Raw genomic sequence first — 15,899 nt, 5'->3', positions numbered from 1 at the left:
TCCCCGAACCAGCCCGCTCCGCCACGCGTCCGAGCAGCTGACGAACCGTACCGGCACCCCCGCCGGACCACAGCACCACCGCGAGGGAGTCCCCCGACCATGCCCACACGAGCCCTTGGCGCGACCAGCCTGGTCATCGCGCTGAGCCTGGCCCTCAGCTCCTGCGGCCTGATCCGCGACCTGAACCCGGAGCAGACCCAGGAGGAGCCCGCCGCCGAGGAAACCACCCAGGAGGTCGCGGCCGAGGACGTCGAACTCCCCTTCGTCCGCCAGGGACGCATGTTCGTCGAGGGGGGCAACGACGTCGCCGTGGAGATCTCCGTGAAGGCCCTGGAGAACAACGGCGAATACCTCATGCTCGACATCAGCCGCAACATCCTGGAGTACATCACCGGTGAGGACATCTCCTACGCCGGTGCGCCCCTGCGGCTGGTCGACCCCGTCTCCGGCGAAGTCCTGCTTCCCATCACCAGTGAAGAGCACGGCGAACCCTACGGCAGCTACTTCATCGAGGGCAGCGAACTCACCCCCATCCATGAGGAGATCCCCTCACCCATCCGCCGCTACTTCCCCGCGCCCAGCGAGGACGTGGAGTTCCTGACCCTGACCGGCGCCACCGCCGGGCACGTGCCCGGCATCCCCGTCAGCTACGTCGACGAGTTCACCGACCTGCCCGAACCCGACGTCCACGACTACATCGACCCCGAGACCTGGTTGATGGACAACGAGCTGCCCGAGGAACTCGTCTACCCCGAAACACCCCCCGAACCGGGCCTGGACACCACCGGGTTCGTCCAGTCCATGGAAAGCTTCGTGGACACCACCACCGCCTCCACCACCCGCGCGGGCGACCGGGAGGTCATCGCCCTGCACGCGGACAACATGTTCGCGTTCGACGAGGCCGACCCCACCGACGAGGCCGCAGGCACCATCCGGGAAGCAGCCCAGTCCCTGCGCGAGAACCTCGTCGAGGGCGCCGAGATCACCATCATCGGCCACACCGACGGCAAGGGCTCCGACGACTACAACCAGACCCTGTCCCAGGACCGCGCCGAGGCCGTGCGCGAACTGCTGGAGGAAGAACTGGGGGCGGGCTTCACCCTGACCACCGAGGGGCGGGGCAGCGAAGAACTGCTCGCCCAGGAGGGCGGGGACGACGACGAACAGGCCCGCGCCCGCAACCGCCGGGTGGAGTTCTCCTACGAGGTCCCCATGAGCGGGACCGACTCCGAGGAGGGCGGCTCGGGACTGGACGCCGCCAAACGCCACGTCGGCGCACCGGCCCCCTACTACGAGGAACTGGACCCCGTCACCACCGTCACCCACAACGACCTGGACCTGAACGTCTACCCCATGGTGCGCGACGGCGCCTACCTGTTCCAGGTGGTGGGGTTCCAGAACTCCACCCTGACCGACCTGGAGGCGGACCTGGACGGCGACGAGGCCTCCCTGCCCGGCAGCCCCCAGCAGTACACCGAGGGCACCATGGGCGGTTTCCGCCTGGAGGAGCCCGACAGCGGCATCATCCGCTACGTGATCCGGATCCGCACCGCCGAGGGCGAGTACGAGGACTTCGCCGACGAGATCCTCACCCTCTCCCCGGGCGAGGAGTACCTGGCCCTGTCGGTCTTCCCCGCCCCCGGCCCCGAGGTCGAGGAGATGACCCTGTACGCGGGCGCCTTCGGTGAGATCCCCGCGGTCCCCGTCCAGTAGGACCCGGCACACACCCACACGGGGCGGCGCCCCCTTCCCCGACCGAGGGGCCAGGCGCCGCCCCGTCCTCGGGCCACCGGGGCGCCGAGCCCCCGAACCACCCCGAGGGCGCCGACCGCGGAAGTCGTCGCGACGGCCGCACCCAGGTCGTCGGTGGTGAACAGGGCACCGAACGCGCCGGCCTCGGGCAGACCGGTGGGCACCACACCGGTCAGCCACCCCAGCCCCGATCCCAGTGCCGCGGCCGACCAGGCCAACGCGGCCCAGAAGGCGGCCCGGGGGACGGACGTGTGGTGGGCGCCGGGGGAGCGGCCACTGGGTGGGGCGCACATGAGCGACTCCTTCAAGGGGTGGGTGTCCTTCACCTCCACCCTGTTGCGCCGCCCCCGTGCGCGCCTCCCCAACAAAGGTGATGCGGCCTCCCCCGTACGGGGGATTTGCCTGCGGGACTCCTAGGTCTGCTGGGCGTGGGCCTTCTCCAGCGCCGCGGTGAACACCTCCAGCGGCTGGGCGCCCGAGACACCGAAGGCGCGGTCCAGCACGAAGAACGGCACCCCGGTGGCGCCCAGTTGCTGCGCGGTGCGGATGTCGTCCTCGACCTCGGCGGTGTAGGCGTCACCGGTCAGGACGGTGCGGGCCTGCCCGGGGTCCAGACCGATCTCCTCGGCCAGCTCCACCAGGGTGTCCACGTCGTCCAGGACGCGGGCCTCCACCAGCTGGGCACGCATCAGACGCTCGTGGGCCTCACCGCCCAGGCCCCGCTCCCGGGCCAGGTGGGTGAGCCGGTGGGCGTCGAAGGTGTTGACCATGACGGCGTTCTCGAACTCGTAGTCGAGCCCCTCCTGCGCCGCCACCTCCTTGACCTGCCCGGTCATCTCCCGAACCTGGTCGCGTGTGGCGTTCATCTTCTTGGCCAGGGAGTCGTAGACCGGTTCCCGGACCCCCTTGGGGAAGGCGGGGTCGAGCTGGAAGCTGCGCCAGACCAGTTCGACCCCGTCGGCGTGCTCGAAGCCCGCCAGGGCCTTCTCCAGGCGCCGCTTGCCGATGTAGCACCACGGGCACACGATGTCGGACCACACTTCGACCTGCACGGATCTTCCCCTCACCAGCAGTTTCCGTCCGAGCACGCGGGCGCGTCCTCGGATCCCAGAGTCACCAGCCCGCCGAACACCGGCGCAGGCGCCGGTACAGGCGGCTCGCCTGTCTCCGGCCCGGGCTCCTGCCGGGTCCTCTCCGGCTCCGAGCCGTTCACACTCATCCCAGCACCTCACATACTCGTTGTTCGCCACCCTACGATCTGTGAGCTGCGGGCAGGACAAAACGGACACCGCGGCGAGTGGACCCGCGCCATCGACGGCATCAGCCGGCGCATGCCCACCCTGCCCCTGCGCGCCCCGGTCCGCGCTCCACCCCCGCCCGCCACCGGGCAGGGTTCGAGCGGATCAGTCCGTGGGGCGGTGCCGGGCCGCGGCCCGGCACCGGGCCCGCACCAACAGCTCACGCACCCGCCCCGCGGTCCGCTCACCCGGGTTGAGCACCGCCACCCACCCCTGGGCGGCGTAGGCCGGGTGCGGCAGGAGCCGGTCCAACTCCGTGAAGTCGAACCCCTCGCGGTACTCGGCGTGCGCGGCGGGGGAGTGGCCCACGACCTCCTCGAACAGCTCCCGCCCCACCGCGACGTTGATCCGGAACACCCCGGGCCGATCCAGGCGGGAGTCGCTGTCAAAGCCCGGGTAGTCCTTGGTCACCAGGGTCGCGAACGGCGTGAAACCGCTGCGCTCACGCGCGTCCCCGTCCGGGTCGTACAGGAAGAAGGAGTCACCCCAGGCGATCTCGGGCGCCCCGCCCTCCCGGCTCGCGGTCATCACCTCCACCTCACCCAGCCCGGCCACGAACCGGATGATCTCGTCCTCGCTCATCAGATCCCCCTCCAGAGTTCAGGCGGCCCTTCCGACCACCCCACCCCTCAAGTGTGTCATTGAACAACCCAGTGAACCCTGAGGCGAAAAACACCACCCCAAAAAGGAGCCAAGGCACCAAACCCTCAAACGCACTACAACACCGCACCGTTTTGGCCCGAACCGCCGCCCCGCAGCCCCACCAACCCCGGGCACAGGTTCGACAACACCCACCCAAACCTGCACCGGAAAACACGCCCCCGCAGGTCACACATGCGACACTCACCGCATGGCCGCACCGCACCCGGCCCCCTACGGGCCACCGCCCCACGTGGACCCCCGAGAACTACGCCCCTCCCGCGCCTGGTACTGGGTGGGCGGCGCCCTCATCCCGCTCTCCCTGGCCCTGGGCGCGGTCCTGTTCGTCGCACTGATCCTGCAGGCCACAGCCCCACCCGACTTCGCAGCACAAACCCGGGGCACCCAGAGCACCACCTTCACCGTCGACCCTGCCGTGCACACCCAACCGCAGTGGCTCCTGTACGGCTCACCCACCCCGGTCGACCACACCGCCTGCACCCTGACCGGCCCCGACGGCCAACGACCCGCCTTCGCCTACCCCACCTTCAACCACGAGATCGAAGGCCCCGAAGGGTCCTGGGCGATGATCGGCATGACCGAGCTGACCCGGGCCGGCGAATACACCCTGACCTGCCAGGCCCCCGACGACGTCCGCTTCGCCCTGGCCTACGGGGACGACCTCGCCGCCCACACCATGACCGGACTCCTCGGCTCCCTGGCCTCCCATCTGACCCTCCCGTTCCTGGGCGCAGCGGGCGGCCTCCTGCTCATCATCGTCACCGCCCTACGCCGCAGCTGCCACCGCCAACACCTCATCGACCAACGCACCCCCCACCGCCCCCAACAGCCCCGGAACCCCGGACACCAGCACCCCTGACACACCCCGATGTGCCGCACACCACCCCGCCCCGCACCACAGCACCCCACCACCGGCCCGCACCCGCCCCGCCAGGCAAGACCCGCCCCCACCACACCAATCACTCACCCCCCACCTGGGGTGACAGCACAACGAAACACCCCCGACACACCCGCCCAACCACCGGGTAACACCCTGCAGGTTGCCTGAAAACCGTCCGACCCCGCAGCCCGCAGGAGCCGCCCCATGGAAGAACTCGTCGTCATCGGCAACGGTATGGTCGGCCACCGGCTCGTCGAGGCCCTCCGCGACCGCGACACCGCCGGCCACTGGCACATCACCGTCGTGGGCGAGGAACCCCGCACCGCCTACGACCGCGTCGCCCTGTCCACCTACTTCGACGGCGCCACCGCCCAGGACCTGTCCCTGGGCGAACTACGCGGCCCCCACGTGGACGTCCACGTCGCCGAACAGGCCACCGCCATCGACCGCGCCGCCCGCACCATCACCACCACCTCCGGCCGCGTCCTGCCCTACGACCGCCTGGTCCTGGCCACCGGATCCACCCCCTTCGTGCCCCCCGTCCCCGGCCACGACCTGCCCGGCTGCCACGTCTACCGCACCATCGAGGACCTGGACGCCATCACCGCCTCCGCCTCCGGCGCACGCACCGGCGTGGTCATCGGCGGCGGACTCCTGGGCCTGGAAGCCGCCAACGCCCTACGCCTGCTGGGCCTACAGGCCCACGTCGTCGAACTCGCCCCCCACCTGATGCCCGCCCAGATCGACGAAGGCGCCGGAGCACTCCTGCGCAACCTCGTCACCGACCTGGGCGTGCACGTCCACACCCACACCGCCTCCACCGCCGTCGAACCCGGCCCCGACGGCCGCGCCGCCCGCCTGCTCCTGGACAACGGCGAGCACCTGGACACCGACCTGGTCGTGTTCTCCGTGGGCATCCGACCCCGCGACGACCTGGCCCGCACCAGCGACCTCACCACCGGCGAACGCGGCGGCATCGTCATCGACGACACCTGCACCACCAGCGACGCCCACATCCACGCCATCGGCGAGGCCGCCCAACACCGCGGCACCGTCTACGGGCTCATCGCCCCCGGCAACGCCATGGCCGAGGTCGTCGCCGACCGCCTGGTCGGCGGCAACGCCACCTTCACCGGCGCCGACACCTCCACCAAACTCAAACTCCTGGGCGTGGACGTGGCCAGCTTCGGCGACGCCCACGGCCGCACCCCCGGCGCCCTGGACGTGGTCGTCAACGACGCCGCCAGCGGCCGCTACGCCAAACTCGTCCTGTCCGACGACGCCACCACCCTGCTCGGCGGCGTCCTGGTCGGCGACGCCTCCACCTACGCCACCCTGCGCCCCCTGGTCGGCTCACCCCTGCCCGGCGACCCCCTGGCCCTGATCACCCCCGACGGCGAGTCCCTGGGCGCCGACGCCCTGCCCGAGACCGCCCAGATCTGCTCCTGCAACGCCGTCACCAAGGGCGACATCACCCACGCCATCGAGTGCGGCTCCCACGACGTGGCCGAACTCAAGTCCTGCACCAAGGCGGGCACCAGCTGCGGCTCGTGCGTGCCCATGCTCAAACAGATCCTCACCCAAGCCGGCATCACCCAGTCCAAGGCCCTGTGCGAGCACTTCACCCAATCACGCGCCGAACTCCTGGAGATCGTGCGCGCCACCGGCACCACCACCTTCTCCGCCCTCATCGACGCCCACGGCACCGGCCACGGCTGCGACATCTGCAAACCCGCCGTCGCCTCCATCCTGGCCTCGCTGGGCGGCGGCCACATCCTGGACGGCGAAACCGCCACCCTGCAGGACACCAACGACCGCTACCTGGCCAACCTGCAACGCAACGGCACCTACTCGGTCGTGCCCCGCATCCCCGGCGGCGAGATCACCCCCGACAAACTCATCGTCATCGGCGAGGTCGCCCGCGACTTCGACCTCTACACCAAGATCACCGGCGGCCAACGCATCGACCTGTTCGGCGCCCGCCTCGAACAACTCCCCGCCATCTGGCAACGCCTGGTCGAGGCCGGCTTCGAATCCGGGCACGCCTACGGCAAGTCCCTGCGCACCGTAAAGTCCTGCGTGGGCACCACCTGGTGCCGCTACGGCGTCCAGGACTCGGTGGGCCTGGCCATCCGCCTGGAAGAGCGCTACCGGGGCCTGCGCTCACCCCACAAACTCAAGTCCGCCGTCTCCGGGTGCGCCCGCGAATGCGCCGAGGCCCGCGGCAAGGACTTCGGCATCATCGCCACCGACACCGGCTGGAACCTGTACGTGGGCGGCAACGGCGGCTTCACCCCCCGCCACGCCCAACTCCTGGCCGCGGACCTGGACGAGGACACCCTCATCCGCTACATCGACCGGTTCCTGATGTTCTACATCCGCACCGCCGACCGCCTCCAGCGCACCGCCCCCTGGATCGAGTCCCTCGACGGCGGCCTGGACCACCTGCGCGAGGTCGTGGTCAACGACAGCCTGGGCATCGCCCACGAACTCGAAACCGCCATGGCCCACCACGTGGACACCTACACCGACGAATGGGCCGCCGTCCTGAACGACCCCGACAAACTCGCCCGCTTCGTCTCCTTCGCCAACGCCCCCACCACCCCCGACCCCACCATCAGCTTCACCACCACCCGCGACCAACCCGTCCCGGGCCCCCTCAACCTCGGCATGCCCACCCCCCGCACCCAACAGCAGGAGAGCACCCGATGAGCGTCCTCACCCACGCCCCCACCACCACCGACTGGGTCACCATCTGCCCACAGGAACGCCTCGAACCCGAGATCGGCCTGGCCGCCCTGCTCCCAGACGGACACCAGGTCGCCCTCTTCCTCACCCGCGACCACCACCTGTACGCCCTGGACAACCTCGACCCCCACACCGGCGCCGCCGTCCTGGCCCGCGGTATCGTCGGCGACCGCGACGGCGAACCCACCGTGGCCTCACCCATGCTCAAACACGTCTTCTCCCTGCGCACCGGACAGAGCCTGGACGACCCCCACACCCGCCTGGCCACCTGGCCGGTCCGCGTCCACGACCACACCGTCCAGATCGGCACCACCCCCACCACCCACGCCAGCACCCGCGCAGAACAGGGGACACCATGAACAACGCCCCACCCGCCACCGCCTCCCCACCCACAGCCGAGGCCACCACCGCACCCCTGGCCGGGTTCACCGTCGCCGTCACCGCCGCCCGCCGCGCCGAGGAACTCAGCGCCCTGCTGCACCGCAAGGGCGCCCAGGTCATCGCCGCCCCCGCCCTGCGCATCGTCCCCCTGAGCGACGACCAACGCCTGGCCACCGTCTCCGAACAACTCACCCGCACCCCCGCCGACATCGTCGTGGCCACCACCGGCATCGGCTTCCGCGGCTGGGTCGAGGCCTGCGAAACCTGGGGCATGGCCGACCCCCTCCTGACCAGCATGGCCTCCTCCCGCCTCCTCGCCCGCGGCCCCAAAGCCAAGGGCGCCATCCGCGCAGCCGGCCTCACCGAGGAATGGTCCCCACCCTCCGAATCCTCCGCCGAGGTCCTGGACTACCTCCTCCAACGCGGCGTCCACGGCCTACGCGTGGCCATCCAACTCCACGGCGAACCCCTGCCCGACTTCACCGCCGCCCTGCGCCTGGCCGGAGCAGAGGTCATCGAAGTCCCCGTCTACCGGTGGACCCAACCCGAACAGACCGCACCCCTGGACCGCCTCATCGAAGCCGTCACCACCGGGGGAGTGGACGCCGTCACCTTCACCAGCGCCCCCGCCGCCGCCGGACTCCTGACCCGCGCCCACACCACCGGCCAACAACACACCCTCGTCCAGGCCCTGCGCGGCCACGTCCTGGCCATGTGCGTGGGACCGGTCACCGCACGCCCCCTGATGGCCCACGACATCCCCACCGTGTGGCCCGACCGCGCCCGCATCGGCGCCCAGGTCCGCAAACTCACCGAAGAACTCCCCGCACGCTTTCCCACCCTGCACGTGGCCGGCCACCGCATGCGCCTACGCGGACACGCCGTCCTGGTCGACGGCACCGTCCACACCCTCTCGCCCACCCTCATGCGCCTGATGCGCGCCCTGGCCCACCGCCCCGGCCAGGTCCGCGACCGCGCCCACCTGCTCACCTGCCTGGGCGAGGACGCCGACGCCCACGCGGTCGAAACAGCCGTGGCCCGCCTACGCACCGCCCTGGGCGACCCCAAGATCATCCAAACGGTCGTCAAACGCGGCTACCGCCTGGCCCTGGACACCCACCCATGCTGAACCACACACCCACCCTGCTGCTGGCCGTACACGGCACCCGCTCACCCCGCGGCACCGCCGTGGCCCACTCCCTGGCCCTGCGCGTGGCCGAGATCACCCACCGCCCCACCCGCCTGGCCTTCGCCGACGTCCTGGACCCCACCGTCGAACAGGTCGCCGCCACCACACCCGGACCCCTGGTGGTCGTACCCGCCTTCCTGGCCTCGGGCTACCACGTACGCACCGACATCCCCCACCAACTCGCCCTGGCCGGACGAGCCGACGCCGTCATCACCCCCGCCCTGGGCGACCACCCCGCCCTGACCACCACCGCCCGCAAACGCCTGGAAGCCGCCGGCCACCGCCCCGGTGACGCCCTCGTCCTGGGCTGCGCGGGCACCTCCGACCCCCACGCCCAGACCGAACTCGACCAGGCCGCCGAACGCCTGTCCCAACAGATGGACACCCCCGTCCACCTGGCCTACGCCGCCACCAACACCCCCACGGTCGCCGACAAGGTCACCGAACTGCGCACCAGAGGCCACACCCGTATCAGCGTCGCCACCTGGCTGCTGGCCCCCGGCCTGTTCCACGACCGCCTGAGCGACTCGGGCGCCGACACGGTGGCCGCACCCCTGTGCCCCGACGCCGCCATCGCCCACGCCGTGGCCGACCGCTACCTGAGCGCCTGCCTGCCCCAACCCGCCCGGACCTGACCGTTCCTTGACAGTGTGCGGGAGTGCCCTGTGGTGCTCTCCCGGTCCTGCGCGCGTCCCGAACGGTCTTGGACGCGCTGGTCCCCCCGCGTTCTCTCTCCCTCGGCCCGGGCACGCGCATCGTGTGCGTGTTCACGCGGGCGAAGGTCGTGACAGGCGCTCGACGCGATCTCCTGGCGTCCGCCACGACCTGCACGGGACAGGCCCCGGCCATCCGCCGTCCGAGGTCGACGGACGCCAGTACAGCGTCCCCGCTGCGCAGACCACGATCAGACACGCGAGCGCTCCGACCGCCCAGACGTTTCCCTGCTCGCCCGGACCGAACAGCGACGGAATGAGCAGGATCAACACGGCAGCCGAAACGGCCATCCCGACCAGACTCAGCACGCACATCCACGTCTTTTTCATATGAGGACCTCACCAGGAGAAGCTGGCGAAGGCGGCGATACACGCCACGCATACCGCCACACCCCGGAAACCGCGCACGAGGAGCCCGTGCAGGAATCCACGATGAAACACCTGGCTCTGGTGAGCGCCGCCACAACCCCACGTCTGTGGACAGCACCCGGACCAGGGCCCCGCCCACCACACCCGGGTGGCCACAAGAGGCCCTGAGCACCCTGGTGCGCACCGCCGCAACCCCGCACTCACCCGAGTTGCCCGAGTTGGAGCACACCACCGACCACGACCCCCTGGGCACCTCCTGGCGGGCCCTGACCCGTACCCCCCACCCCGCACACGAGCCCGCCCACGGCACCTTCGCCTGCACCCACCTGACCCAGGCCCTGCACCGGGCCCACCACACCGGCGGCGACCTGGCCGCCATGTACACCGGAGCCCTGGCCGGGGCCCGCTGGGGCGCCTCCGCCCTGCCCCTGCAAACACTGCGCCGGCTGAGCGGGCACACCGACCCCCACACCCTGATCACCACCGCCCTGCTCCAGGTGCGCGGCACCCAACCCCGCCAGTGGCCCCAGCACCCCATCCGGGAGCGACCCGAACAACGCCTGCCGCCCTTCGCCGTACCCCACCCCCTGGACCCCGGGGTCCTGCTCGGCAACCTCGACCACCTGCGCACCCGCCCCCAAGGCGTGGACGCGGTGGTCTCGCTGTGCCGCACCCACCCCGACGACGCCCCCCACGTGAGCGGCCCCGACTGGGTGCGCGTGTGGCTGCACGACACCCCCGGCAAGAACACCAACCTGCACTTCACCCTGAACGAGGCCGCCGAAGCCGTGACCGCCCTGCGCACCGAGGGCAAACGCGTCCTGCTGCACTGCTGGGCGGGCGCCTCACGCACCCCCGCCGTGGCCGCCCGCTACGCCACCGCCGCCCTGGGCGCACCGCCCCTGCCCACCCTGGGCACCCTCATCCGCACCGTGGGCGGACACCTGGACAACCCGACCCTGTCCCGGGCCGTGGCCGAACTCAGCGGCCTGGACCTGCCCGACCCGACCCGGGCCCTCTTCCCCCGGGGCCTGCCCCCGCGCCGACCCGAACTGCGCTCCGTTCGGGCCACCGGGTGAGAAGTTCCACAAACCATCACTTTCCGGTACCGTTACTGTCGCGTTACCCCTAAGCTCTGCGCCCAGACCCCGTGCAATGCCACCGGCGGTCCCGTTCGGCCCGTGCCCGGCCCCACACATCCCCCCGGGGCCCGCACCACCCGAACACACCACGCCCTCCACGGCACCACCGCACCACGCCCGGAGGCGACCGCCACACCCCTGTTCCCGTTCGAAGGACTGCGTTGTGGGCAAACACGAGCCCCAGATCCCACCGTCCGACGGCCACGATGCGACCACCCAGGACGCACCCCCGCCCGTCGGACCCCGCCTGGCAGCCGCACGCTCACGCAAGAAGCGCGCCCTGGTCGTGGCCTCGGCCGCCGGTCTGACCCTGCTCGTGGGCGGCACCGCCGCGGCAGCCGTCATCACCTCCGGCGCCGAACCCGACAACGCCACCAGCGCCACCGGGATCCCCCAGGCCCAGATCGGAACCCTCACCGCCCCCGAACCCGAACCCGAACAACCCCAGGACGAGACCGAACGCGCCCAGGCCGCGGCACCCCAGGCCCTGAGCGCCTCGGGCCCCGCCATCCTCGAACCCGAAGAGGAAACACCGGAGCCCGAACCCGAGACACCCTCCGGCGACTCGGACGCCTCCCAGGGCACCGGCGAGGGCGGCACCTGTGAGGCCTCCTTCTACGGCGACGGCTTCCACGGCGCCACCACCGCCAACGGCGAAACCTTCGACACCTACGGCATGACGGCCGCGCACAAGACACTGCCCTTCGACACCATGGTCAAGGTGACCAACCCCGACAACGGCAAGTCGGTGACAGTGCGCATCAACGACCGCGGCCCCTTCATCGCCGGCCGCTGCCTGGACCTGTCCACCGCCGCCTTCGACCAGATCATCGGCACCGGCGCCGGCGTGGGCACCGTCGACTGGGAGGTCGTGGGCTAACCCCGCCCCGCGAACACACCCCGCGCGCCCCGCACCCCCACCGGTGCGGGGCGCCGCCATACCCACCCCCGGCACCCACCCGCACGCAACAAGCCCCACACACCCCCGCGACATGGCACAATCCCCACCACCGCCACAGACCAACACCACAACACCAGGGGGAGTCGGGCGTTGTTCCGCACCACCACCGGCTGGGTCGTCTCACCCACCGACCTCGTCGACACACTGGAATGCGACCACCGCACCGCCCTCAAGAGCGCCCTGGCCGCCCACCTGCCCGGCGCACCCCACCCCGAGGACATCGACCCCCTCGTCGCCCGCCACGGCGAACTCCACGAACAGGCCGAACTCCAACGCCTGAGCACCCTGTTCGGCGACGACCTGGTACGCATCGAAGCACCCACCGCCGACGACCACTCCCTGGCCCGGGCCGCCCACGCCACCGCCCAGGCCATGGCCGCCGCAGCCCCGGTCATCTACCAGGCCTCCTTCCACCACCCCCTCAACCCCCACGTGGCCTTCCATGGACGCGCCGACTTCCTCATCCGCTCCGACCTGGACCCCACCACCGGCCAACCGCACCCCGACGCCCCCACCCCCTTCACCTACGAACCCTGGGACACCAAACTCGCCCGCCGCCCCGGCCCCTCAGCCGTGGTCCAACTCACCGCCTACGCCCAGGCCGTGACCGTCCTGCACGGACACACCCCCCAACACATGCACCTGCTCACCGGCGACAGCCGCACCCACACCCTGCCCACCGCCGAGTTCACCCCCATCCTGACCACCATCACCCAACGCCTGCTCGACCACCTGGCCCACGAACCCGCCCTGCCCACCCCCACCTGGGGCCAACCCCGCCTCCTGTGCGAGAGCTGCGGCTACAACACCTGGTGCTCCCAGGGACGCACCGCCGCCCGCCACCTGTCCCTGGTCGCCGGACTACGCACCGACCAGGCCGCCAAACTCACCGACACCGGCCTGGACACCATCGACGCCCTGGCCCGGGCCACCGACCAGGACCGCCCCGCCACCCTGCCCAGCCGCTCCTTCGACCAACTCCGCGCCCAAGCCGCCCTGCAGGTACGCCAGGACACCACCCGCACCCCCGCCAACCCCCAGGGGCAGGTCACCGCCGAGGTCTTCGCCCCCGACGGCCTGGCCGGCCTGCCCGCCCCCAGCCCCGGCGACCTCTTCTTCGACATGGAGGGCTACCCCTACCACTCCCGCCAGGGCGAACGCGGCCTGGAATACCTCTTCGGCGCCACCACCGAGGACACCGACGGCACCGAAACCTTCCACGCCTTCTGGGCCCACGACCGCACCCAGGAGAAGAAGGCCCTGGAGGACTTCGTCGACCTGGCCACCGCCCGTATCGACACCGACGAGGGCGCCCACGTCTACCACTACGCCTCCTACGAGGTCGACCGCCTCAAACTCCTCAGCTCCGAATTCAACACCCGCGAGGAGGAGGTCGACCGCCTCCTGCGCGAGAACCGCCTCGTCGACCTGTACACCGTGGTCCGCAAAAGCCTGCGCGTGTCCCAACGCTCCTACTCCATCAAGTACCTCGAACCCCTCTACCTGGACACCGCCCGCGACGGGGGCGTCACCACCGCCGCCTCCAGCATCGACGCCTACGCCGCCTACCTGACCGCCCGAGAGGAAGGCGACACCCACACCGCCGCCCGGGTCCTGGACGACATCGCCGCCTACAACCGCGACGACTGCCACTCCACCGCCCGCCTACGCGACTGGCTCGAGGACCAACGCACCCGACAGGGCATCACCGACCGCCCCCTCATCCAGTTCGAACTCACCGAGGACGAGGCCGAACGCGCCCGCAAACGCGCCGAGAAGAACGCCCGCCACACCGCCCTGACCCAACCCCTGCTCGAACAGGTCCCCGAACAACCCGAGGAACGCACCGAACAGGACCGCCCCCGCGCAGCCCTGGCCTCCCTGATCGGCTACTACCAGCGCGAGAACACCCCACCCTGGCGCGAACACTTCCAACGCCAGAACGCACCCCTGCAGGACCTGGAGACCGACAGCAACTGCGCCGTGCCCTGGCAGGTACAGGCGGGGGAGTGGACCGAACCCACCGGCAGGCAGAAGAAGGCCCGCCGTGAAATCGCCATGCGCCTGGACCGCGCCCACCCCAACCCCTTCACCACCGGCGAGAGCGTCCACCTGCTCCACCCCGGCGCCCCCGGCCAAGGGGCCGCCACCCGCCCCGCCAAGGTCCTCAAAGCCGAACCCGACACCCTGACCCTGCTGGAGACCGCCGACCCCGACGACCTGCCCTCCCGCACCCCCCTGGCGGTCCTGCCCGGCTCACCGGTGGACCCCAAACCCAAGGACGGCGCCCTGGAAACGGTCGCCCGCACCGCCGTGGACCACCTGCCCGACTGGCCCCACCACCCCGGCCTGGACGCCCTGCGCCGCACCCCGCCCCGACTGAACCCGCCGGGCCCCCTGCCCGCCCCGGCCGACGGCGACCTCATCAGCGCCGCCATCACCGCCGTGGACCGCCTGGACCACTCCTACCTGGCCGTACAGGGCCCGCCCGGAGCCGGAAAAACCTACCTGGCCGCCCAACTCATCACCCACCTGATCAAGGAGGGCCGCAGCGTCGGCGTGTGCTCCACCGGCCACAAGGCCGTGGAGAACGTCATGGCCGCCGCACTGCGCGCCGCCGACCACCAGGGCCTGCACATCGAAGCCGCCAAACGCCCCCGCGGCGGCAAGAAGGACCCCGACGCCCCCTGGCAGCAACCCTCCACCCAACAAGCACTGGCCAACTGGCGCACCAAACGCACCACCCAGGGCCAACCCGTCCTGATCGGCGGCACCGCCTGGGGCATGTCCGGCGCCGACACCCTCGCCGACCCCCTGGACGTGCTGATCATCGACGAAGCCGGACAGTTCGCCCTGGCCGACACCCTGGCCGTGTCCGCCGGCGCCCACAACCTCGTCCTGCTCGGCGACCCCCAACAACTACCCCAGGTCGTCCAGGGCGTGCACTCCGAGGGCGCCGACGCCTCGGCCCTGCAACACCTCATGGGCACCGAAGCCATCATCGACCCCGCCCTGGGCTACTTCCTGGACCAGACCCGCCGCATGCACCCGAACGTGTGCGCCCCGGTCTCGGACCTGTCCTACCAGGGCCGCCTGCAGGCCCACCCCAGCACCACCCAACGCCACCTGAACCCCATGGCCCCGGGCGTGTACGCCCACCCCGTCACCCACACCGGCCGCACCACCCACAGCCCCGAAGAGGTCCAGGCCGTCGTCGAGGCCGTCCGCACCCTGCTCACCCAACAGGTCACCCTCGACCCCGACCAGGGGCCGCGCCCCCTCACCGGCACCGACATCCTGGTGGTGGCCCCCTACAACCTGCAGGTGCGCACCCTGCGCCAGGCCCTGGCCCACGCCCAGCAGCACACCCCCGCCCTGGCCGGGGTGCGGGTGGGCACCGTCGACAAGTTCCAGGGCCAGGAAGCCGCCGCGGTCATCTGCTCCATGACCACCTCCGACGCCGCCGAGACCAGCCGCGGCCCCTCCTTCGTCCTGGACCGCAACCGCCTCAACGTCGCCCTCTCCCGCGCCCAACTCCTGGCACTGGTCGTGCACTCACCCGACCTGCTCACCACCGCCCCGCGCACCATCGACGAACTCCGCCTACTGGCCTCCTTCACCGGTCTGGTCACCCGGGCCCGCCCCTGGCCCGACCACTGAAGGACCCACCGCCCCAGGTTTCGGACACCCCCCACGTGGAGTACGTTCTAGGTAGCACACCACGCCTGCCCGCGGGCATCCACACGCCCGCACGGGCAGGCCACGGCGTGCCCGCAGGACCCACCCCCCACACCCCCGCGGTGGGG

Annotated in this window: 12 protein-coding genes; 10 read left to right on the top strand and 2 right to left on the bottom strand. The window is 71.2% G+C overall.

What is annotated here, in order from left to right:
* Positions 1 to 99: 99 nt before the first annotated feature.
* Complete coding sequence (locus tag ACUKCB_RS06285; protein WP_473039534.1) at positions 100 to 1,713, top strand: OmpA family protein; 1,614 nt, start codon at positions 100 to 102, stop codon at positions 1,711 to 1,713.
* A 156-nt stretch (positions 1,714 to 1,869) separates the two neighbouring features.
* The gene (locus tag ACUKCB_RS06280) at positions 1,870 to 2,169 is read left to right on the top strand and encodes a hypothetical protein (RefSeq protein ID WP_473039533.1); all 300 of its coding nucleotides are present in this window, start codon (positions 1,870 to 1,872) and stop codon (positions 2,167 to 2,169) included.
* On the opposite strand, the gene ACUKCB_RS06275 is transcribed toward ACUKCB_RS06280, so the two are convergent.
* Together ACUKCB_RS06275 and ACUKCB_RS06270 are read right to left on the bottom strand one after the other, a co-directional pair.
* A complete protein-coding gene (locus tag ACUKCB_RS06275) occupies positions 2,166 to 2,804 on the bottom strand; it encodes a DsbA family oxidoreductase (RefSeq protein WP_473039532.1) in 639 nt (212 codons plus the stop codon). The genes ACUKCB_RS06280 and ACUKCB_RS06275 overlap by 4 nt on opposite strands.
* A gap of 351 nt (positions 2,805 to 3,155) precedes the next feature.
* Complete coding sequence (locus ACUKCB_RS06270; RefSeq protein ID WP_473039531.1) at positions 3,156 to 3,632, bottom strand: DUF6194 family protein; 477 nt, start codon at positions 3,630 to 3,632, stop codon at positions 3,156 to 3,158.
* Between the two features lie 268 nt (positions 3,633 to 3,900).
* Here ACUKCB_RS06270 and ACUKCB_RS06265 point away from each other — a divergent pair, with 268 nt between their 5' ends.
* From ACUKCB_RS06265 to ACUKCB_RS06230, 8 genes are all read left to right on the top strand, one after another.
* On the top strand, positions 3,901 to 4,569 hold the full coding sequence (locus tag ACUKCB_RS06265; RefSeq protein WP_473039530.1) for a hypothetical protein: 669 nt from the start codon (positions 3,901 to 3,903) through the stop codon (positions 4,567 to 4,569).
* Positions 4,570 to 4,794: 225 nt separating this feature from the next.
* Positions 4,795 to 7,302, top strand: coding sequence for a nitrite reductase large subunit NirB (nirB, locus tag ACUKCB_RS06260; protein ID WP_473039529.1), 2,508 nt, complete (start codon positions 4,795 to 4,797; stop codon positions 7,300 to 7,302).
* A complete protein-coding gene (gene nirD / locus ACUKCB_RS06255) occupies positions 7,299 to 7,697 on the top strand; it encodes a nitrite reductase small subunit NirD (RefSeq protein WP_473039528.1) in 399 nt (132 codons plus the stop codon). Before nirB ends, nirD begins: the two co-directional genes overlap by 4 nt.
* On the top strand, positions 7,694 to 8,848 hold the full coding sequence (locus tag ACUKCB_RS06250) for a uroporphyrinogen-III synthase (RefSeq protein WP_473039527.1): 1,155 nt from the start codon (positions 7,694 to 7,696) through the stop codon (positions 8,846 to 8,848). Before nirD ends, ACUKCB_RS06250 begins: the two co-directional genes overlap by 4 nt.
* Entirely contained in the window at positions 8,842 to 9,543 is a 702-nt protein-coding gene (locus ACUKCB_RS06245) for a sirohydrochlorin chelatase (protein ID WP_473039526.1), read from the top strand. Before ACUKCB_RS06250 ends, ACUKCB_RS06245 begins: the two co-directional genes overlap by 7 nt.
* 554 nt (positions 9,544 to 10,097) lie before the next feature.
* Positions 10,098 to 11,069 carry a protein-tyrosine phosphatase family protein gene (locus ACUKCB_RS06240; RefSeq protein WP_473039525.1) on the top strand — a complete coding sequence of 324 codons (972 nt, stop codon included), beginning with the start codon at positions 10,098 to 10,100 and terminating at the stop codon, positions 11,067 to 11,069.
* 226 nt (positions 11,070 to 11,295) lie between these two features.
* Positions 11,296 to 12,012, top strand: coding sequence for a septal ring lytic transglycosylase RlpA family protein (locus tag ACUKCB_RS06235; protein ID WP_473039523.1), 717 nt, complete (start codon positions 11,296 to 11,298; stop codon positions 12,010 to 12,012).
* Positions 12,013 to 12,183: 171 nt separating this feature from the next.
* A complete protein-coding gene (locus ACUKCB_RS06230; protein ID WP_473039522.1) occupies positions 12,184 to 15,753 on the top strand; it encodes a TM0106 family RecB-like putative nuclease in 3,570 nt (1,189 codons plus the stop codon).
* Positions 15,754 to 15,899 lie beyond the last annotated feature (146 nt).

The organism is Nocardiopsis moroccensis, from assembly GCF_055763695.1.
The sequence above is the reverse complement of the archived record's forward strand: the minus strand, read 5'-3'. Positions and strand labels throughout refer to the sequence as shown.